The organism is Bdellovibrio sp. HCB2-146 (assembly GCF_047345725.1).
GTDB lineage: Bacteria > Bdellovibrionota > Bdellovibrionia > Bdellovibrionales > Bdellovibrionaceae > Bdellovibrio.
The window spans coordinates 1,147,325-1,166,497 of sequence record NZ_JBLEQP010000002.1 but is presented as its reverse complement, the minus strand read 5'-3'; the positions used below and the strand labels follow the sequence as shown (position 1 = coordinate 1,166,497).

At 45.0% G+C, this 19,173-nt stretch carries 17 protein-coding genes; 8 read left to right on the top strand and 9 right to left on the bottom strand.

Translation table 11 applies throughout. The features are described 5' to 3' along the window. Positions 1–17 precede the first annotated feature (17 nt). From map to ACLWOR_RS16440, 9 genes are all read right to left on the bottom strand, one after another. Positions 18–767, bottom strand: coding sequence for a type I methionyl aminopeptidase (map, locus tag ACLWOR_RS16480; protein WP_413941896.1), 750 nt, complete (start codon positions 765–767; stop codon positions 18–20). Positions 768–865: 98 nt separating this feature from the next. Continuing rightward, complete coding sequence (locus tag ACLWOR_RS16475; protein ID WP_413941895.1) at positions 866–1,573, bottom strand: hypothetical protein; 708 nt, start codon at positions 1,571–1,573, stop codon at positions 866–868. Continuing rightward, positions 1,570–4,299 (bottom strand): PKD domain-containing protein, encoded by a 2,730-nt coding sequence (locus tag ACLWOR_RS16470; RefSeq protein WP_413941894.1) that lies wholly within the window; start codon positions 4,297–4,299, stop codon positions 1,570–1,572. Before ACLWOR_RS16470 ends, ACLWOR_RS16475 begins: the two co-directional genes overlap by 4 nt. A 274-nt stretch (positions 4,300–4,573) precedes the next feature. Continuing rightward, entirely contained in the window at positions 4,574–5,983 is a 1,410-nt protein-coding gene (gene lpdA / locus ACLWOR_RS16465) for a dihydrolipoyl dehydrogenase (RefSeq protein ID WP_413941892.1), read from the bottom strand. A gap of 108 nt (positions 5,984–6,091) precedes the next feature. Next, positions 6,092–8,098: a response regulator gene (locus ACLWOR_RS16460; RefSeq protein WP_413941891.1), complete on the bottom strand. Its 2,007-nt coding sequence runs from the start codon at positions 8,096–8,098 to the stop codon at positions 6,092–6,094. A gap of 185 nt (positions 8,099–8,283) precedes the next feature. Continuing rightward, positions 8,284–8,646 (bottom strand): thioredoxin family protein, encoded by a 363-nt coding sequence (locus ACLWOR_RS16455; protein ID WP_413941890.1) that lies wholly within the window; start codon positions 8,644–8,646, stop codon positions 8,284–8,286. Positions 8,647–8,698: 52 nt separating this feature from the next. Beyond that, entirely contained in the window at positions 8,699–9,076 is a 378-nt protein-coding gene (locus ACLWOR_RS16450; protein ID WP_413941889.1) for a hypothetical protein, read from the bottom strand. Positions 9,077–9,235: 159 nt separating this feature from the next. Next, positions 9,236–10,513: a 2-oxoglutarate dehydrogenase complex dihydrolipoyllysine-residue succinyltransferase gene (gene odhB, locus ACLWOR_RS16445; RefSeq protein WP_413941888.1), complete on the bottom strand. Its 1,278-nt coding sequence runs from the start codon at positions 10,511–10,513 to the stop codon at positions 9,236–9,238. 26 nt (positions 10,514–10,539) lie between these two features. Further along, entirely contained in the window at positions 10,540–13,245 is a 2,706-nt protein-coding gene (locus ACLWOR_RS16440; RefSeq protein ID WP_413941887.1) for a 2-oxoglutarate dehydrogenase E1 component, read from the bottom strand. A gap of 104 nt (positions 13,246–13,349) precedes the next feature. On the opposite strand from ACLWOR_RS16440, the gene gpmA reads away from it, so the two are divergent. From gpmA to ACLWOR_RS16400, 8 genes are all read left to right on the top strand, one after another. Beyond that, positions 13,350–14,096: a 2,3-diphosphoglycerate-dependent phosphoglycerate mutase gene (gene gpmA, locus ACLWOR_RS16435; protein WP_413941886.1), complete on the top strand. Its 747-nt coding sequence runs from the start codon at positions 13,350–13,352 to the stop codon at positions 14,094–14,096. An 87-nt stretch (positions 14,097–14,183) separates the two neighbouring features. Further along, positions 14,184–14,609 carry an Hsp20/alpha crystallin family protein gene (locus ACLWOR_RS16430; RefSeq protein ID WP_413941885.1) on the top strand — a complete coding sequence of 142 codons (426 nt, stop codon included), beginning with the start codon at positions 14,184–14,186 and terminating at the stop codon, positions 14,607–14,609. Positions 14,610–14,659: 50 nt separating this feature from the next. Next, positions 14,660–15,898 carry an imidazolonepropionase gene (gene hutI, locus ACLWOR_RS16425; RefSeq protein ID WP_413941884.1) on the top strand — a complete coding sequence of 413 codons (1,239 nt, stop codon included), beginning with the start codon at positions 14,660–14,662 and terminating at the stop codon, positions 15,896–15,898. Positions 15,899–16,006: 108 nt separating this feature from the next. Continuing rightward, positions 16,007–16,438 carry a hypothetical protein gene (locus tag ACLWOR_RS16420; protein ID WP_413941883.1) on the top strand — a complete coding sequence of 144 codons (432 nt, stop codon included), beginning with the start codon at positions 16,007–16,009 and terminating at the stop codon, positions 16,436–16,438. A 12-nt stretch (positions 16,439–16,450) separates the two neighbouring features. Next, the gene (locus ACLWOR_RS16415; protein ID WP_413941882.1) at positions 16,451–16,645 is read left to right on the top strand and encodes a hypothetical protein; all 195 of its coding nucleotides are present in this window, start codon (positions 16,451–16,453) and stop codon (positions 16,643–16,645) included. Between the two features lie 24 nt (positions 16,646–16,669). Beyond that, positions 16,670–17,131 carry an N-acetyltransferase family protein gene (locus ACLWOR_RS16410; RefSeq protein WP_413941881.1) on the top strand — a complete coding sequence of 154 codons (462 nt, stop codon included), beginning with the start codon at positions 16,670–16,672 and terminating at the stop codon, positions 17,129–17,131. A gap of 1 nt (position 17,132) precedes the next feature. Then, positions 17,133–17,750 carry a tRNA-uridine aminocarboxypropyltransferase gene (locus ACLWOR_RS16405; RefSeq protein ID WP_413941880.1) on the top strand — a complete coding sequence of 206 codons (618 nt, stop codon included), beginning with the start codon at positions 17,133–17,135 and terminating at the stop codon, positions 17,748–17,750. Between the two features lie 371 nt (positions 17,751–18,121). Next, positions 18,122–19,171 carry an HNH endonuclease gene (locus ACLWOR_RS16400; RefSeq protein WP_413941879.1) on the top strand — a complete coding sequence of 350 codons (1,050 nt, stop codon included), beginning with the start codon at positions 18,122–18,124 and terminating at the stop codon, positions 19,169–19,171. The last annotated feature ends 2 nt before the right edge of the window (positions 19,172–19,173 follow it).

The following is a 19,173-nucleotide window of genomic DNA, read 5'->3' as shown; positions in this document are numbered from 1 at the left end:
GAATTTGGAGAGCGCAGTTAAGCCGGCAATGTCATAATCAAAGGTTTGTCCTTTGTAATAACCAGCGTGTGTTCGTATTGAGCGGTTAAAAATCGTTTTGCCGTAGCTAAGGTCCAGCCGTCACCTGCATCAAAAACTTCAGTTGCTCCGGTTGAAAGGAAAGGCTCAATCGTGATGACTTGGTTTTCTCTTAAAATCCGTTTGTCTTTAGGATCGTAATAGCCCGGAATAAAATCAGGTTCTTCATGCAAAGCTCGTCCCACGCCGTGGCTGCCTAAGTTTTCAATGATCGTAAGCCCATTCTTACGCGCTTCTTTTTCAATCGCTTTACCGATGGAGTTTAACGGCTGTCCCGCGCGTGCCGAACGAAGTGCCATCTCAAGTGCACGTTTGGTCGCAAGGCAAAGATTTGTTTTGATGGTGGATTCAGGAGGAATGATGAAAGATCCACCTGTGTCGGCAAAGTAACCATCGAGTTCAGCAGAAACATCGATATTGACCAAATCACCAGCGCTCAGAATTCGCGGACCAGGAATGCCGTGAGCCGCTTCTTCATTCACGCTGATGCAAGTTGTGCCCGGAAAATTATAGACAAGTTTCGGAGCAGATCTTGCACCGTGCTTTTCAAGGAATTGTTGTCCTAGTTGATCAAGCTCAAGCGTCGTGATTCCGGGTTCTAGCTTTGAACCCATATACTGAAGGCAATTGGCGACGATACGGCCAATTTTTCGAAGTGCGATAAGATCGTTTTCGTTTTCAATAGACATGCACAAAGCCTATCACAGGTCTCAGGGATCGTCATTAAACCAATGCCTTGAGGCCCAGTCGTGAAACAATTCCCATGTGGATCACTAAGGTGTGCGATCTATCTAGAAAGACCAGACTCAGCTAAATTGCTGTCCTGACGTTCTTGAACGTTTTGCCATATTTTTCCCGTCACAGGACCTGGAAAAAGAGACTTCAGATCGTCTTGAAATTTAGGATCGGCACTTAAAGCCATCAGCACTTCAGCCTTAACACCCGCAAGTTGCTCGCGTTGAGCCTGAGGCAAAGTTTCGTTTTCGACGCCCGCCGAGGCGACCACGTCCTTGAGGACTCCGACAGCAACGTCACGGGAATCGCTTTGCAAGGCTGCGAACAACAAATCCAAAGCCGCGTTTTGCAACTGCTGTTCAGACTTGTCTTGAGAAGCTGTTGTTAAAAGAGGCGTAAGACTTTTTATCAAAGCCTCGTCTGCCAAAAGTTCTTTTCGTGCAATCTGGTCTGTAGGTAAGAGCAAAGCTTTTTGTGATAAATGCGAAAACCGAGAGAGATCTTCTTTGTGCGAAAAATCTTTAAACGCTGTTGAAAGCGCAGTCGCGGCGAGGTCTGGCACAGGTGCTGGCACTACTTGATCCGATGTCATAACGGTTGAGAGCGGAGTTGATGAAGCAGAAGCGGGTGGTTGAACACCCACTTCTGAGATTTCATTTTGGGGAGCAAGCTCTGGTCTTGAAAGTGAGTACCAGACTGTGCCAACAAGAAGACTTCCTAAGACGCTTGCTCCAATGGCTCTGACTTTTAGTGATCTCATTTACCAAACACTCCACGAGTCATTTGCGAACGGAACAGACTTCTATTCATGTCTTTAGCTCCCGCATTTTGGAAGTAAGCTGTACCGTTGAGGTATCCGTTTGTTACCACGATGTTTTTCGCAGCTTCATCGGACTGAACAAAGAGATTGTAAACCTTACCGAAGTGTTTGATCTCTTCGATCGAAACGATGCGGTCTAGTGATCCACCCAATTGAACCAGTGAATCATCGGATTTAAATTCGGAAGCCATTTTCATCATGCCATCTTCAGTCAAGAGCGGGTGATTTTTAGTTACACGAAGCTCACGACCAGATTTCATTTTGAAAACCAAGATTTCATGTTCTGTATCGATAAGCTCTGTCACCCATTGATCGACTTTGATTTTAGCAACGGCTTTTGAATTCATCGAAGCTGATCTCAAAGTTGCTACGTATGCTGATTTTTGCGTCAAGGCATCGATGAAGGAAACATATTTCATTTTCTTGCTCGAAGCTTCTTCCGCCATAATCAATTGCTCTGGAGTCGCACATGAAGACACACAGACTGTTGCGACGTAAGCAGTGGCTGGCATAGCGCAAGGAGCCGATTCTTTAGTTGGAGCAATCCAAGGTTTTTCTGGGTTGAATGCACGATCCATAAAGCTTGCATACAACTCACGACCTTTGCTCGCACCGAAAGTGATTTCTTTACCGCTGATTTTCACAGAAGCATCACCCATCTCAGCAAGGAATTTTTTGATAACTGGCAACTGATCCTGACATTTCACCATCCAGTCATAACGACCTTGTGCTTGGGCGTTGCTTAAAGAGTCTTGAGAACAACGGTGTGCTACATAGTCACGGCAGAGTTTTGTTTCAACCCAAGCACCTGGAACAACAGTTGTGCTTTCCAGTTGAACGGAGTGGTCAATACAAGCGTAAGTCTTAGTTGTGACCACATCGCGAACATTTGTAATCACACCAATTTGGTTTTTTGGGCAAGTAGCAGAGCTATTCGCTTCTTCAACTTCAGTTGTTGATTCAGAGCGACGAACGGCTTCTGGATTTCCATCACACACGCGCTCTTCTACTGGAGCCGACTCAACTCCGCAACGTGCGTTATCTACAACATTTCCTTTGTCATCTTTACAGATAAAGATACGTGTTTGCTTACCACCACAGTCTGCTGAACAAGCTGTGAAGTTTTCAGTTGGAACGAATGTGTAAACTGGGCACGAACCCGCCTCTTTCAAGCTGCCAGTGCGAGTATTCGAGTTTACCACGGAACCATCGTTACAAGTTTGATCGGAAATCTGAGTGTAAGTGTCAAAGAAACCTTGTTCTTGGAAAGAACATTCTTTGGCAATTTTAACTTCACCAGTCACAACATCTGTTTTAACTGTTCCGTGAGAACCGAAGTCACCGCAACCATTGTGGCAGATATTATGAATATGGCTTTGTGAGCCAGAAAGTTCGCCATTGTTACAAGTGCGAGACTCACTTACAGATGAGCATGTTCCTGGAGGCGTCATGTTTGAGTAAAGGATTTTGCTTGCGCCATCAGCTAATTTTGATCCATCAGGAAGAGTACATGACTGACCTTCGCAAGAACCTTCATTTGTCATCTCTTTGTCACGTGAAAGCTCAACCCATTGCAATGACTCGCCAACAAGCTGACATTTTTCTTTGATGCTTTCGCGATAAGTAATTGTTCTGTGGCCATCAGTACCGCAGCTTAATTCCTCCGACAAGAGTTCGCCTTCAATCGTGCGGATGTCACCGTCAACAAGGCATGCATGAGGATTAGCTGGTTCTTCTGGAACAGGTTCGTCGACAAGATCTTTTGTCACTGTGATCACATGATCAAGAGTGAGCAAGGCTTCCTGGCTGTTACCTAGATACAATGCTGCCGTTACGTGGTATGTGCCTTCTGCCGTATATGTATGTGTGACAGTTTGGTTTGAACCGGAAGCATTGTCGCCGAAATCCCAACGAACGGCGCCAATTTGGTCAACTGCACAGCTTGGTAAAAACACAGACATTTGTGTTGCCACGCCAACTTTGGCTTCTTGTGCGCCAGAGATCGCGATTTCATTTAAGCAATTCAATCCATCAATAGGTTTAATAATTGTCACACGACGAGTGAGTTGAGTGACCTGGCCATCAGTATCAGTGACGGAAACTTTGACTTGATATTCGCCTTCACTAAAAAATGTGTGCTCGACGGAATTGGAATTTTCAACTGCTGGAGAACCATCAGCAAAATCCCAAGAAATAGATGCCACAGAAATTTGTGATGGAATCACAAGACCAAATTGCAGTGGATTCATTTGAAACCCTGCTTGAGGGCCTGTGATTACGATATCATTTTTAACAACTGTCGTTGTCAGGGAAGCTGATTGAGCGTCTCCCACTTTTTGAGCCGTCACAACATAAGAACCGGCTTTATTAAAGACTGAAATCAGACCTGAAGATGAAGTACGAGAAGCACTTGCACCTGCCACCTTCCAGTTGATCGAGTTTCCGTTAACACAGTTTCCATTCTGAGCTGCAGAGTAGGCAACTGTGTTACCTGTTTGTGAAGAAGCTTGACCTACCACAGTCAGTTCTCCAGTGGATGCGGCCTCAGCGCAAAGTGCGGAGGACGTTCCCATTAAGCTCTCATCGAGCTGACTTCCCATTTCATTTTTTGAACAACCTACAAAAACGATCAAACTAAGAGATAAGGTGGCGACTCTTTGTTTCATCTTACTGACTCCTTGTCATGAGTCTATGTTTTCAGGGCCGCCCAAAAATCTCCACTGCTTTTGAACGTTTGAGTCACAATGATTTAGTCGGATATCAAAGGTTTAAACAGTCTTCTGAACATTTTTTCGATGTTTAAATTATTGCCCAAAGTTTTGACGATAGTGATTGGGACCCCCTAATTGCACTCTTTGGACGCAACATGAAAAGGGGAGACTGGGAATAAAAAAAAGGGAGCCGAAAAGCTCCCTTTTTAAATCATGTTTTCAAAGGATCTTACATCTGACGAGCGCGTTTTTCTACGTTCAAAGCTGCTTCACGCACAACTTCACTCAAAGTTGGATGCGCGTGGAAAGAACGAGCAAGATCTTCGCTGCTGCCACCGAATTCCATGCAGACGATCACTTCATGGATCAATTCAGAAACACTTGGTCCTACCATGTGAGCGCCCAAGATGCGGTCTGTTTTCTTATCCGCGATGATTTTTACGAAACCTTCTGTGAAGCCTTTTGCACGGGCACGACCGTTTGCAAGGAATGGAAATTTACCGACGTTGATTTCCAAACCTTTTTCTTTGGCTTGCTCTTCTGTGATACCGACTGACGCAATTTCAGGATGCGTATAGATCACACCTGGAACTGTGTCGTAGTTCACATGGCCTGCATGACCCGCCAAGATCTCAGCGACTGCTACGCCTTCTTCTTCTGCTTTATGCGCAAGCATTGGGCCGGCAATAACGTCACCGATTGCATAGATACCTGGGATATTTGTTTGATAGTGTTTATCGACTTGGATACGTCCTTGCGCATCTTTTGTGATACCCATTTCTTCGCAACCAACACCTGTGCTGAATGGTTTACGACCTGTTGATACCAGAACCACGTCAGCTTTGATGCTGTTCGCTTTTCCGTCAGTCAAAGATTCGTAAGTCACTTCGACACCGTCGTTCAAAGTTTTTGAACCTGTCACTTTAGTTGAAAGAAGGAAGCTCATGCCTTCTTTCTCAAGATTTTTCTTCAAAACATTCATGCAGTCTTGATCCATAGGTCCACCCAAACGAGGAGTGTACTCGATCACTGTGACTTTCGCTCCCAGGCGTTGCCAAACTGAACCCAACTCAAGACCGATAACGCCACCACCGACGACAACCATTGTTTTTGGAACTTGCGGCAGGATCAATGCACCCGTGTTCGAAACGATGCGTTTTTCGTCGTATTTCAAGAACGGCAATTCAACAGGAACTGAACCCGTTGCGATCATGATGTTTTTAGTTGTGATAACTTGCGTGTTACCGTCAGCACCTTTCACTTCGACTTTACCTTGAGCGACGATTTTACCGAAGCCATTGTAAGAAGTGATTTTGTTTTTCTTAAACAAGAACACGATTCCTTCTGTGTTTTGTTTTACAACTTTGTCTTTACGAGCGAGCATCGTCGGAAGATCAAGATCAACTTTCGAAACCTTCACACCGTGTGCGCTCAGATCATGTTGAGCTGCTACATAGTGTTCAGAGCTTTCCAGCAAGGCTTTAGAAGGAATACAGCCGACATTTAAGCATGTGCCACCGAAAGTTTTATCTTTCTCAATCACGGCTACTTTAAGCCCTAATTGTGCTGCGCGAATTGCGCCTACATAACCACCGGGTCCTGAACCAATCACTACAAGGTCAAATTGTGTGTCTGCCATATGAAGAATCCTTTTTGAATGCTAACGAACTACCTCTGAAGGTATACGTCATATTAGCAGCTTTGACACGTAAGAAGCTTCGCATTATGGACGCGAGGCTGGGTCGGGCTATCTGTAATGAGGTTGGGTGTGTTTTGTCAGGGCGGAGATGACTTTATCGACCTGGATTGGCTTGGTGAGATAGTCGTTACAGCCAGCTTGCAGGCAGCGGTCACGATCTTCTTTCATAGCGTGGGCGGTCAGCGCGATAATAGGCTTGTCGTAACCCGCATCTCGTAGGGTGCGAGTCGCCGTATAGCCATCCATGAGCGGCATCTGAATATCCATCAAAATAATATCGTAGTGCTTTTCTTGCGCCATACGAATGCCTTCAATACCACTGGCGGCAAGGTCCACACGAGCGCCGCGACGGGTGAGCAGACGATGAACCAGCAAACGATTGTCTTCGACATCATCGATAATCAAAATGGACATGCCTTGCAGTTGTGTTGCTGTATCGGCGCTTTTTTGGGCGAGCGGTGGGTGCGCCGGAGCTGGAGCATTTTGCACGTTGTCCAATGCGACGCTGACGACAAATGTACAGCCGACACCGACTTGGCTGTCCGTGAGCTCCACATCACCACCCAGAATTCGCGCCAGCTGACGGGAAAGAACCAATCCCAATCCTGTGCCCTCGTAACGGCGAGTGGCGGAGTTATCAACTTGCGAAAACGGTTGAAACAATTGGCGTCGTTGTTCAGGCGAGATTCCCATACCTGTGTCTTTGATCGTGACCATCAGTTTGGAATCACGAATTTCATAGGAAACTTCGATGGAGCCTTTTTCTGTGAACTTCACAGCATTGCCCAAAATATTGAGTAAGATTTGGCGCAGACGCAAGGGATCGGTGTGGATCATATCGGGCACACGACCATTGAGGCGGAATTGAATGTCGATGGGCTTGTCGCCCTTTTTTGCCAACACCAGCATATGAATTTCATGCAAGAGTGTTGTAAAAGAGAACGTGCTCTTTTCAACTTCTAAATAACCTGCTTCCACCTTGGACAAATCCAAAATGTCGTTGATAATTTTCGTTAGATTCTCACTCGTGCGTAAGATGATCGACGTGTATTGTTGGCGTTCTTCTTCGGTCAAATTTGGTGCTTTTAAGAGTTCTGCAAATCCCATGATCGCCGAAAGAGGAGTACGCATTTCGTGACTCATATTTGCCAAGAATAAGCTTTTTACTTTACTGGCGTTTTCCGCCTGCACGCGCTCACCGGTGTGCATTTTAAGACTGACGGCCATTTTGTTAATCGACTGTGCGAGTTCGCCTAATTCATCTTCAGAGCGGATGGCTACTTTAACGTTAAAGTTTCCTTGTTCAATTTGTGCGGCGGCCTGAGTTAATTCGCGAAGACCGCGGGTGAGGTTGCGACTCATCGTGATCGTCAGGAAAAGCCCCGTGCATTCGACAATCAAAACCGCCAAGAACAGACCGACCATTAACAGACGTTCTAACCAGCGTGATCCTTCACCTAAGACAAACGAGAACTCCCGCTCTTTAATCGTCAGTTCCTCGTTGATGGTGTCAACTTCCATCAAGACGCGGCTGATGACGGTATTGGGATCATTTGCCTGGATAGCTTTATGCAGAATTTCCGCTCGCTCAAAGAGCATGGCATTTAGACGATCACCTTCATTCCAGAGATCCATCGCCGCACGCACTTGCGGAATCTGATTGAAGTTGCGAAGCAGATAAATCAATTTTCCAATATCGTCAGGATGATTTTTTCCTTCCAAGAATCCGCGACGAGTTCCCTCCAGATCAGGGGGAACTTGTTCGAGGGCTTTTCGTCCTTCGCTGTCGCCCAGAGGGACGCGCATATTCTCTCTGAACTCTCGGTACCAAGCCTCATCGCGTGTACGCGCATATTTGTGCAAAGAGAGCACGGCATCTTTTTGTGCTTTTGACCAAAGACTTTCACCTGTGACGATGGCGCGGACGGAAGAAATCGTACGCATCGCAAATGCCAATGTGAAAAGCTCCAATGCGATAAGGAAAGCCATTCCACCAATGACGAGGTAAAGTTTATTTGAAACGGAGAGGGTTCTCCAAAAACGACGTAAGCCCATGGTCTAGTTAACTGTTTCCTTCTCGAGTGGTTACATCATACGATTCGGCTATATTCTAACTAAACTGCAGTTTACTTCATACTTGTAATTTCCTTGCTCGAACTTGATGCACTCTAGGCAAAAATGTGAGGATCTTCTTTTTTAAGAGAGAAATTGAGGTTTTTTCTGCCTATGGAATGAGCATTTTAGGGATGTTTTAAACGCAATTCCTGAAGGGCTGACATGAACGGAGTCATACCCGGAAAAGGCGAGATTTTGCCTAAACGTTTTCCGTCTTTGAAAAAGAAAAAAGCGGGAATTCCGTGCAGCCCAAAACGAGTTCCCAGTTCCATATCTTCATACACGTTCACATGAAACCACTGAATGTTCAGAGCCTTTACTAGATCAGAATCTTGATGAAGCATTTTTTTAGCGACTTCGCAGTTAGGACAATCATGTCCCCAAAAGAAAACGCCCACAAGTTCGTGCTGATGTTTTTCCATCGCTGCATCAAAAGTAGCGATGTGGAGTTGTTGCATATTGATTGATTCAAAAACGGGATGAGCCATGTTTTCCTCGCAAGCTCAGGATAAAGCGAAGCGAGGAAAAAGGGGAGTCGAGTTACTGACGTTTGCAGAGATAATCACTACGAACGTATTTGTCGTAGTTCGAAGATTCAGTTTGGATACGGCCCCCGTATCCGCCGTGTTTAAGTTCATAGCCGCCCTCTAATAAAGCGCGTTCCGCGAGCAAGCTCATTGTTTCGCCAATTTCAAAACGCGCGAAATTTTTGCGTGAGCGAGGGATGTATGAGTTGTCCTGAGGTCCTTGAAAAAGACGACCGGCTGACGAATGAAGTGTCGCTTTGTTTGCATCGACCACAACGATCACTTTTTCGCCTTCAACATAAGGGCTAATGCCTTGGCATTCGTAAGTAAATTCACCAGCAAAACCAGTCGCTGAGAACAGGAGTGTTGCAATAAGAATAAGTTGTTTCATGAGAAGCCTCCTTACTAGTGATTCCTCTTGCTAGTAAGTCTGCCCCAATCAAGGTCTAGGTGTAAAATGCATATCTGGATAATGGATATTCGTGTTTTGAATAATTAAAAGCCCCTTCAGAGTGAAGAGGCTTTTAAGTTCTTATTTTTCAGAGCGAAACTAAACTTCAAGAAGAAGTCTTTCTGGATCCTCAACAAGCTCCTTGATTTTAACAAGGAAGCTCACAGCTTCTTTACCGTCGATGATTCTGTGGTCGTAAGTCAAAGCCACATACATCATTGGGCGGATTTCTACTTTACCGTTGATCGCAACCGGACGGTCTTGGATTTTATGAAGTCCCAAGATCGCTGATTGTGGATAGTTCAAAATCGGAGTTGAAAGTAGGGAACCGAATACGCCACCGTTTGTGATAGAGAAAGTACCGCCACCCAAATCGGCTGGAGAGATTTTTCCATCACGGCCTTTAGCCGCCAAATCGCGGATCGCCATTTCGATGCCTGCAACAGATAGCAAGTCTGCGTCTTTAACGTTTGGAACCATCAATCCTTTTTCAGTCGATACTGCAATACCGATGTTGTAGTAGTTGTGGTATTCGATATCAGAGCCCGTGATCCATGCGTTCACAGCAGGATATGCTTTCAATGCTTCAACAGCGGCTTTTACAAAGAAACCGTTGAAACCGAGGCTCAAACCGTATTTCTCTTTGAATTTGTCTTTGTATTTTCCACGAAGCTCAACAACTTTTGACATGTCGATTTCGTTGAACGTCGTCAAAAGTGCCGCTGTGTTTTGCGCTTCTTTTAGTTTTTCAGCGATACGCTTACGGATTGTCGTCATCGCAACAACTTTTTTCTCGCCTTGTTTCGAAACACCCCGGAATGCCATGACTTCAGCTGCAGAAACTTGCGGAGCTGCCGCCTTCGCTGGGGCTACGGCGGCCGAGGCCTTGTCCGCTGGAGCTTTAGCGGAAGAGGATGCTTCCAAAACATCACCTTTCGTCAAGCGACCGTCTTTGCCAGTGCCTGCGATAGATGAAGGATCTAGATTTTTCTCTGTCACAATTCTTTGAACTGCAGGAGAAAGGTGAGTGTTAGGTGCTTGGCCAGAAGCGGCTGGTGCTGCTGTTGGGGCCGGTGCTGCTGCCGAAGCAGATGGAGCCGCCGCTGGGGCTGCGGCACCCGCTGCAGGTGCTTTTGCATCTGTATCAAGAGTGGCAATTGTGGCACCGATTTGTACAACTGCGCCTGCTTCAGCGCCGGCATTGATAGTCAATACGCCGTCGTTTTCTGCTACAACTTCAACGCTGGCTTTATCGGTTTCAAGAAGTAAAAGTACTTCGTTACGTTTTACGAAGTCGCCTGATTTTTTTGTCCAACTGCCAATCGTTGCTTCTGTGATTGATTCACCGACTGCGGGAACTTTGATTTCTTGTTTCATACGAACGTCCTTCTATTCAGCTGCTACTAGTTGAAAATAGATTTAATAATTTCTGCTTGCTCAACTCTGTGTCTGTGGATTGAACCAGTCGCTGGCGATGAGCGCTCAGGACGGCCCACATACTCAAAGCCTAATTTCAATCCGGCTTTTGTCACAGTCTCAACAAACTTGAAGTATACGTGTTGGAAAGCACCCATGTTTTTTGGTTCTTCCTGAGCCCAGATCAAAGTTTTCGCTTTTGAATAAGACTTCAAGATCTCCGCGACCTGCTTTGCAGGGAATGGATAGATCTGTTCCAGTCTGACAAGAGCGATGTTTTCTTTTTTCGATTTCTCACGCTCTTCCAAAAGTTCATAGTAAAGTTTGCCAGAGACAAACACCACTGTGTCCACTTTAGATTTATCAACCGTATCGGCGATCACTTCTTGGAATTGGCCTTGAGCCAAATCTTCGATTGTTGAAACCGCTTTTGGATGACGAAGCAATGATTTCGGTGACATCACAACCAATGGTTTTCTAAAGTCACGTTTCAACTGACGGCGAAGAGCATGATAGATCTGCGCCGGTGTTGTGAGGTTGCAAACTTGCATGTTGTTTTGAGCAGATAGTTGCAAGAATCTTTCAAGACGTGCAGACGAGTGCTCAGGTCCTTGACCTTCATAACCGTGAGGAAGAAGAAGAACCAAACCGCTCATTTGCTGCCATTTAGATTCGCCCGCTGCCAAGTACTGATCGAGAACGATTTGTGCACCGTTAACGAAGTCGCCGAACTGCGCTTCCCACATCACAAGAGAGTTTGGATCTTGAACTGTGTAACCATATTCGTAACCCATTACGCCGTACTCAGACAGAATTGATTCTGCGACAAGCAATTTTGCTTTCGGGTTCAAGTCAGCAAGAGGGAAGTACGCTTTGCCCGTTTTGAAATCGTACATACCCGCGTGACGGTGAGTGAATGTACCGCGTACGCAGTCTTCACCCGTCAAACGAACAGAGTTGCCTTCGCTTAGTAAAGAACCATAAGCCAGCAATTCGCCCATACCCCAGTCGATTTTCTCTTTACCAGCACCCATATTGCGACGAGCTTCCAAAAGTTTGATCAATTTTGGATGCGGAGTGAAGTCGCTCGGGAAAGAACCGATTTTCTCGCCGATTTTTTTCAAAGTCGCGAGATCAAATTTTGTATCCGCTGTTTTTTCAAAATCAGCTTCAGTTGCTTTACGAAGACCTTTCCAGTTGCCCTCGAACTTAAAGTTTTTAAGTTTCGGTGCCTGTTTTTTCGTGTCATCGTAAATCTGCTGCAAGCGATCCATCGCTTTCGCGTATAGATCGTCGATGTATTTTTGATCGATGCTATTTTCGGCAGTCAATTTTTTTGCATAGATTTCACGAACAGTTGGATGAGTTTTGATGAGCTCATACATTTGCGGTTGCGTGAATGCAGGTTCGTCACCTTCGTTGTGACCGTATTTACGGTAGCACAGAAGATTCAAGACGACGTCTTTGCCGAACTCTTGACGGTAGCGAAGAGCCATGTCAACCGCGCGAACGCAGCTTTCAACATCGTCGCCGTTCATATGAATCACAGGCGTGAATGTCATTTTCGATGCATCAGATGCATAGCGAGTTGAACGTGTATCAAAGCCATTTGTCGTGAAACCAACTTGGTTATCGATGATCAAGTGGATTGTTCCGCCCGTTGAGTGAGATTTTGTTGCTGCCATTTGCAACACTTCTTGCACGATACCTTGGCCTGCGAACGCGGCGTCTCCGTGGATCAATACTGGAACAACTTGTTTGAAACCTGTTGCGCCTTTTTGATCTTGAGTCGCGCGAGCCATACCCAAAGCAATGGCATTCACAGTTTCCAAATGTGATGGATTGTATGCCATCGTGATTTTGCAATTACCTTGAGCTGTTTTCTTTTCAGAAACATAACCTAAGTGGTATTTTACGTCGCCGTCGAAATCTTCAATTGGTTTTTCCAGTTCAAGAGGACCGTTGAAGTCACCGAAAACGTATTCCTCACCTTTGCCAAAGAAGTTCACAAGCATGTTCACGCGACCACGATGGGCCATACCGAAGAAGAATTCTTGAACTTGCATGCCAGCGCCTTTGCTGACCAAAGCTTCCATCATTGGCAACAAAGATTCTGCGCCTTCGACAGAGAAACGTTTTGTTCCCACGTAACGAGTGTGGACGAATTTTTCCAGCGTTTCTGCTTTCGTCAAAGCAGCCAATGCATTTTTCTTATCATCAACAGAAAGTTGCGCAGAGGATTTTTCGAATTCTTTAATGAACCAAGCTTGTTCAATAGGTGAGCCATCGCTGGCTTGAACAGAAATTGTACCGCAGTAGATTTTTTTAAGGTGAGCAATGATCTCAGACAAAGTGGCATTTTGTTTGCCGATCAAAGAACCGATTTGAAATTTGCTGTTCAAGTCTTTGTCTGTGAGGCCAAAACGTTTCAAAGACAAATTGGTATTTGCTTGAGGCGGGTAAAGAGGATTCAAGTTTGCTTCAAGATGACCTTCACCGCGATAAGCTTGGATCAACTGAAAAACAGCGAGCTCTTTGTCAGACATTCCACCGACGCTGCGGTCTTGTCCGAATTCCATTCCGTCAAAAAAGCTTTTCCATTCAGGTGCAAGAGCATCTGGGTTGGCTTTAAATTCGGAATAAAGCTGTTCAATGTATTCTAGATTAGAGCGGTTGATGCCACTGTTACTCACGATGATTTTCCTCACCAAAGGTTCATAAGGTTTTTTCAATTTTCTGATGTCCAACGAGCCGATTCATGATAGCTCTTTTTAGTGGGAAAATGAAGGAGTTTGACGTGTACAAATTGGTACTTATTAGACACGGTGAAAGTGTGTGGAATCAAGAGAACCGTTTCACGGGTTGGCAGGATGTGGATCTGTCGGAAAAAGGTCGAGCAGAAGCCCTAAAAGGCGGTCGCGCGCTTAAAGAAAGAGGATTCGTATTCGAGATCTGCTATACAAGCGTTTTGAAACGGGCCATTAAGACCCTTCATTTGGCCCTCGAAGAGTTGGATCAGTTGTGGCTTCCTGTCCACAAAGACTGGCGCTTAAATGAGAGGCATTATGGCGCTCTGCAAGGTCTGAATAAAGCTGAGACTGCGGCTCGTCATGGCGAAGACCAAGTTAAAATTTGGCGCAGAAGTTACGACGTGCCGCCTCCACCAATGGATGCAAAGGATCCTCGTCATCCAAGTCACGACCCTCGCTACAAAGATGTGAACCCGGCTCTTTTGCCTAATCAAGAGTCACTGAAAGATACGGTTGCTCGTTTTCTTCCGTTGTGGAACGACACCATCGCTCCGATGGTCAAAAGCGGCAAAAAAGTTCTCATTGTGGCGCACGGAAACAGTTTGCGAGCTTTGATGCAGCATTTGGAAAACATGTCCCCTGAAGAAATTATGGGAGTCAACATGCCAACAGGAATTCCTATGCTATACGAACTAGATAAAGATCTAAAAGTAATCAAAAAAGAATTCATTGGTGATCCTGATGAAGTGCGCGCTGCGATTGAAGCTGTTGCGAATCAAGGTAAAGCGAAGTAGTCGGATTTTTGACAAGCGTAAGTGCTCTTTCTTGACGTTTTTTTCGCGCATTTAAGAATGAGGAAGACAAAAAAGAAGGAGGCACTTATGCCATCACGTTCACTTTCTCCATGGGGTGGTCGCCGTCGCGATCTCATGAACCAGTTCGAAGAATTCATGAATGACTTTGATCTGCTTTCTCCGCACTCAGGGCTTTCAGATTTTTCTCCAGCCGTTGATATCGAAGAAAAAGATAATATGTATTTGGTAACGGCTGACCTGCCAGGTATGAAAAAAGAAGAAATCAAAATTGATCTCTCTGATAATGTTTTGACGATTTCAGGGGAGCGCACGCGTGAATCCAAAGGTGAGGGCCGCTACACCGAGCGAACTCACGGGAAATTCATGCGTTCCTTCACTCTGCCATCGCGGGTAGATCCCGATAAAATCTCAGCTCAATTCGAAAACGGGGTTCTGCGTATCACTCTGAATAAATCAGAAGCATCGCGTGGTCGTTCTATCAAGATTCAGTAAAGCTGACGATTTTAGCTTGATCCTCAAGACCCATGTGCTTGAATGAGCCCATGGGTTTTATTTTAAAAAACATTTCGACACTTTTAACTCTTGAAGGCGCGGCGAAAAAACAAGGCCGTCGTATCGAAGAGTCTGACCTGAGTATTCAAACCAAAGCCGCTATGGTCGTAGATAAGGGACAAATTCAGTGGATCGGTCCCTCGGGAAAAATTCCTAAAGAGTATTTTAAAAAATCTTGGGCTGACTATGATCTGAAAGGTTTGACGGTGCTTCCGGGCTTCGTTGAGTGTCACACGCATTTGATCTTTGCTGGTCACAGAGCGGCTGAATTCGAACTTAAGAATCAAGGTGTGAGCTATCAAGAAATCGCCGCCCGCGGGGGAGGAATTCTCTCGACAATGAAGCAAACTCGCGCGGCTTCTTTGGCAGCATTGACTGCTTCAGGGCAGAAGCGTGTGGATCATTTTGTTTCTCAAGGAGTGACGACACTCGAAGCGAAATCGGGTTACGCACTTAACTTGAAAGACGAAATGAAATGCTTGCAGGCCATTCGGGATCTGAAGGGACCGCGTATGGTAAGCACCTTCTTAGGTGCGCATGCTTTGCCACCAGAATACGGAACATACGAAGAGTATCTTGAATATCTCGGTCAAAAGGTTTTGCCTGAGGTGAAAAAGAAAAAACTCGCGGAGCGTATTGATATCTTCATCGAAAAAGGATTTTTTCCTGCAGAAGCAGGTGAAAAGTACCTGCAAAAAGCACGCAGTCTTGGTTTTGAAACTGTTGTGCATGCCGATCAATTAACCTTAAGTGGTGGTGCGGACGTCGCAATGAGAGTGGGAGCTTTATCAGGTGATCACTTGTTGCAAATCACAGAAAAAGAAATCAAGAAGCTCGCGCAATCGGAAGTGACGAGTGTCTTGTTGCCAGCGGCTGACTTATATATGCGCTGTAAATACCCAGCGGCGAAAGAATTAATTGAGGCCGGAGCTCGTGTTGCTTTGGCTACAGATTTTAATCCGGGAACTTCACCAACTCAGGATTTGAACTTGGTGGGATTGCTCGCTCGTTTAGAAATGAAAATGACATTGCCACAAGTGATCGCGGCCTACACGGTGGGTGCAGCCTATGCCTTGAACCTGCAGAATGAGGTGGGTTCCTTGAGTATTGGGAAGTCTGCTGATTTTGTGTGCATTGAGGAAGGTTGGGAGGAGTTGTTCTATGGGATCGGGGGGCCAGCTAAGAAGGCGGTTTTCTCGAGAGGAAAGAAGATTTTCGGCAAGTTATAATTATACTTCGCGTCAGAAAATTTAAGATTCTTAAAATTTCCTTTGAATAACCGACCCTTTTCTTCCTAGTCTTGGATTTAGACACGAGTGGTACTGAGGGGGAGCATCATGAGATCGTCATACACTACATTAATGCAGTCGAAGTATTTCAATCCTGCTTTTAATAGTGCCATCTTTGATGGTCCCGTTCGCATTTACTTTGCGCAGTTCCATGAATCGCAAGCTTTGAAAGTTTATTTCTCTATTCAGCAAAAACTCACTGCTGAAATGACGAAAGCAAAAGAAGCCGCAAAAAATTCTGGCGCCAATATCCTTGTCATGATCTATCCAACGGCTGACAGCTTTGCTTTTTCTTTCGAGTCCAGTGCCAACACTTCGACTCCTTTTGAGGTCGAAAAGTGGAACGAAGATGTCGTTATCGGTCTTCGTGGGCCTTTGGAAGACGAAAACCTAGATCTTTTGCTAGAGACTTTGCGTTTGACGATGGAAAACTGGCGTCCAGCTTCTAAGACACGTTCCTCTCCTGAACTGGAGATGTGATAGGATTCTAATATGAATCAAAGAGGTCAGATCGTGGTGGAGTACGTTCTCCTCCTCGTCATTGCAGTGGGCCTGGCAGCCCTTCTTGTTAGTCAGCTGGTCAATCGCGACCCTGATAATCCTGGCGTTCTCGTTTCGAAATGGCATAAAATTCTGATGGTCATCGGCGACGACGTACCCGATAAACGTGCTGGCGGCACTCGTTAATTAGTTTTTCTCAACAGAGGCGTTATGGAGTTTTCCTTCCGACGAGTGGATTTTAAAAGTTCCACCGAAATTCGATTTATTGCCGAAAACGATGCCGCTATTCCCTCAGCGCATGATTCTGATTTTCCTTTCGATGAGCAAGCGATTCAGGATCGTATCGATTACTATCTGAACAAAATTACTTCCGATGATTTTTTTGATGTGGCCGTGGATTCTTCCAATCAGGTCATCGGCTTTCATGTGATTAAGAGAATTCCTTATATGCGTGGGCTCTTCGCGGGCGCCGTGAACACATTGTGGGTTGCTCCCGCTTTCCGCGGTCGGGGAGTTGGGCGTGCATTTAAAGTTCGCGGCGAAGAATGGGCCCGTGCCTCGGGACTTGATCATTTGCATACCTGGATTCATGCCAAAAACGAAACAAGCTTGCTAGTAAATGAAAAGCTCGGGTATGAAGTCGTGAACGTGAAACTCATGAAAAAGCTTTGATATGGTTTTGGATCGCAAAAGAAAAACTAAAACTCCGTGCCCGGTTTGTTTCGTCAATCCGGAGCGCTGTATTTGTTCTGTGATACCAAGTCTCGATTACAAAACTCGCTTGTGTCTTGTGGTGCATGCAAAAGAATTGAAGCGCACAACGAATACCGGCCGCTTGGCTGTTAAAGCTTTGAAGAATAGCGAAATGCGCATTCGCGGCGCGGGACGTGAGGTTTTAGATCTCAGTGATTTAATTGTTCCGGAATATCGAACCGTTTTGTTTTATCCTTCTGATGACGCGGTTGATTTGACGGAAGAGTTTGTTCGTCAAGATCCGCGACCCATTCAATTGATTGTGCCTGATGGAAATTGGCGCCAGGCGAGTAAGGTGCATTATCGTCATCATGAGTTGCGCGATATTCCGCGCGTGATGATCAAGGCTGCCAATACGGCGAAATTCCATTTGCGTGCGGAAACCACCGAAGAGGGCATGGCCACTTTGCAGGCTATTGCGCATGCTTTTGGTGTGATTGAAGGTGCGGCTGCTCGTGAGGACCTGATGAAAGTTTATAACGCGAAATTATCCGCGACCTTAGTGGGCCGCGGAATAAAGGAATTTTCTGAAGAATAGAATGAGCTATTCGCGAAGCAATAATCAATCTATCTTCAATTCCGCTTTTCTATATTGATTTCTCCTAAGACTCACAAATGTTTTCCCTTGGGCGCACAAGGTAGTGGTGCGGCATTTTTGAATTACAAAATTGCATCAATGGAAAAAGAATTTGACAGAGTTTTTGGTCGAAATATTTTCGGCGAACGACTCTTCTCTAGGGGACGCTTAACTAAACTTTTGAGCCTCTGGCTTGGCTCCTATTAAGCGAATTTGTTTTTTGAACGAGCCCTCTCGTATTTTAAATTTCTCATTCTTAAAACGAAAAATAAGACGAAAAAATCGTTTTATAAAAGTCGTGATAACTTCCTTTTGCGAAGGAGAAACTTACGATGAATATCAATACTTCTGTCAAACAACTTTCAGATAGCTTGTTACTCGAACAAACGAATTTTCTTGTTGAAAGAGAACGTGCGGATACGATTCTTATTTTACGTCATCTACGTGAAATCGAAATTCGTCGTTTATTTATCGACTTAAAATATTCTTCGATGCATAAATACTGCATTAAACATCTAAAGTATTCAGAATACGAAACTCAAATGCGCCTGTCCTCTGCGCGCCTTTTGCAAGATCTTCCTGAAATCGAAAATCAGATTGAAAAAGGTGATCTGAATTTAACTAATTTGGCTCAGGTGCAAACTTTTATTCGTGCTGAAAAGTCAGCCGATGTTGTACTTAATAAAGAACAGAAGTTGGAACTTCTTTTCGATGTCCAAGGTAAATCCACTCGTGAAGTGAAAAAAGACCTCATGAGTAAATCGAATCAACCAAGTCTATTGGCCGAAAAATTTAATGTGACTTTGGATTCCAGCAATCAAGTTATAAAAACCTTTCAAGTACAGCTCGATGAGGAACATCAAGCTATTCTACAAGAGTTTCGCGATCTCTATGCGCATGAACTCGACGACCAATCTGATTTTAATACTCTAATGTTTCTTCTAAAAAAGGCGACTCAGTTTAAGAAGAAAAAATTAGGCTTGGTTGGGACTGTCGGTGATCAAAGTAGAAATTCCGATTATAAAAAGAATTTTAAGTTGGTCAATACTTCGGATGAGAAAGAAGTTGTTGGCACTCTTCAGGGCGTAAGCAATAGATCTAACGCACCACTACTTTGTGCGCACAAAGTGAGTCAGTTCCCTCAACTGAGGAAAGCATTACCTGCATCGGTAAAGCGACAAGTTTGGATCAAGGCCGATGGGCAGTGTGAGCATCAGGATAAACTTTCAAAAACTCGTTGTGAATCCAAACATGCGCTTGAGGTGGATCATGTCGAATCCGTTGCTTTAGGTGGGACTAATGAGGTTGCGAATTTGAGATTGCTGTGTCGAGCGCATAATTCGAGAAGGTCTATTCAGACATTTGGAACTATCAAATTATGAGT

Coding starts and splice junctions, on each gene's coding strand:
- ACLWOR_RS16405 (WP_413941880.1), top strand. CDS start 17,133: ATGGTTTTGGATCGCAAAAGAAAAACTAAAACTCCGTGCCCGGTTTGT.
- ACLWOR_RS16455 (WP_413941890.1), bottom strand. CDS start 8,646: ATGGCTCATCCCGTTTTTGAATCAATCAATATGCAACAACTCCACATC.
- ACLWOR_RS16475 (WP_413941895.1), bottom strand. CDS start 1,573: ATGAGATCACTAAAAGTCAGAGCCATTGGAGCAAGCGTCTTAGGAAGT.
- ACLWOR_RS16410 (WP_413941881.1), top strand. CDS start 16,670: ATGGAGTTTTCCTTCCGACGAGTGGATTTTAAAAGTTCCACCGAAATT.
- ACLWOR_RS16450 (WP_413941889.1), bottom strand. CDS start 9,076: ATGAAACAACTTATTCTTATTGCAACACTCCTGTTCTCAGCGACTGGT.
- ACLWOR_RS16420 (WP_413941883.1), top strand. CDS start 16,007: ATGAGATCGTCATACACTACATTAATGCAGTCGAAGTATTTCAATCCT.
- ACLWOR_RS16460 (WP_413941891.1), bottom strand. CDS start 8,098: ATGGGCTTACGTCGTTTTTGGAGAACCCTCTCCGTTTCAAATAAACTT.
- ACLWOR_RS16430 (WP_413941885.1), top strand. CDS start 14,184: ATGCCATCACGTTCACTTTCTCCATGGGGTGGTCGCCGTCGCGATCTC.
- ACLWOR_RS16470 (WP_413941894.1), bottom strand. CDS start 4,299: ATGAAACAAAGAGTCGCCACCTTATCTCTTAGTTTGATCGTTTTTGTA.
- hutI (WP_413941884.1), top strand. CDS start 14,660: ATGGGTTTTATTTTAAAAAACATTTCGACACTTTTAACTCTTGAAGGC.
- lpdA (WP_413941892.1), bottom strand. CDS start 5,983: ATGGCAGACACACAATTTGACCTTGTAGTGATTGGTTCAGGACCCGGT.
- ACLWOR_RS16400 (WP_413941879.1), top strand. CDS start 18,122: ATGAATATCAATACTTCTGTCAAACAACTTTCAGATAGCTTGTTACTC.
- map (WP_413941896.1), bottom strand. CDS start 767: ATGTCTATTGAAAACGAAAACGATCTTATCGCACTTCGAAAAATTGGC.
- odhB (WP_413941888.1), bottom strand. CDS start 10,513: ATGAAACAAGAAATCAAAGTTCCCGCAGTCGGTGAATCAATCACAGAA.
- ACLWOR_RS16415 (WP_413941882.1), top strand. CDS start 16,451: ATGAATCAAAGAGGTCAGATCGTGGTGGAGTACGTTCTCCTCCTCGTC.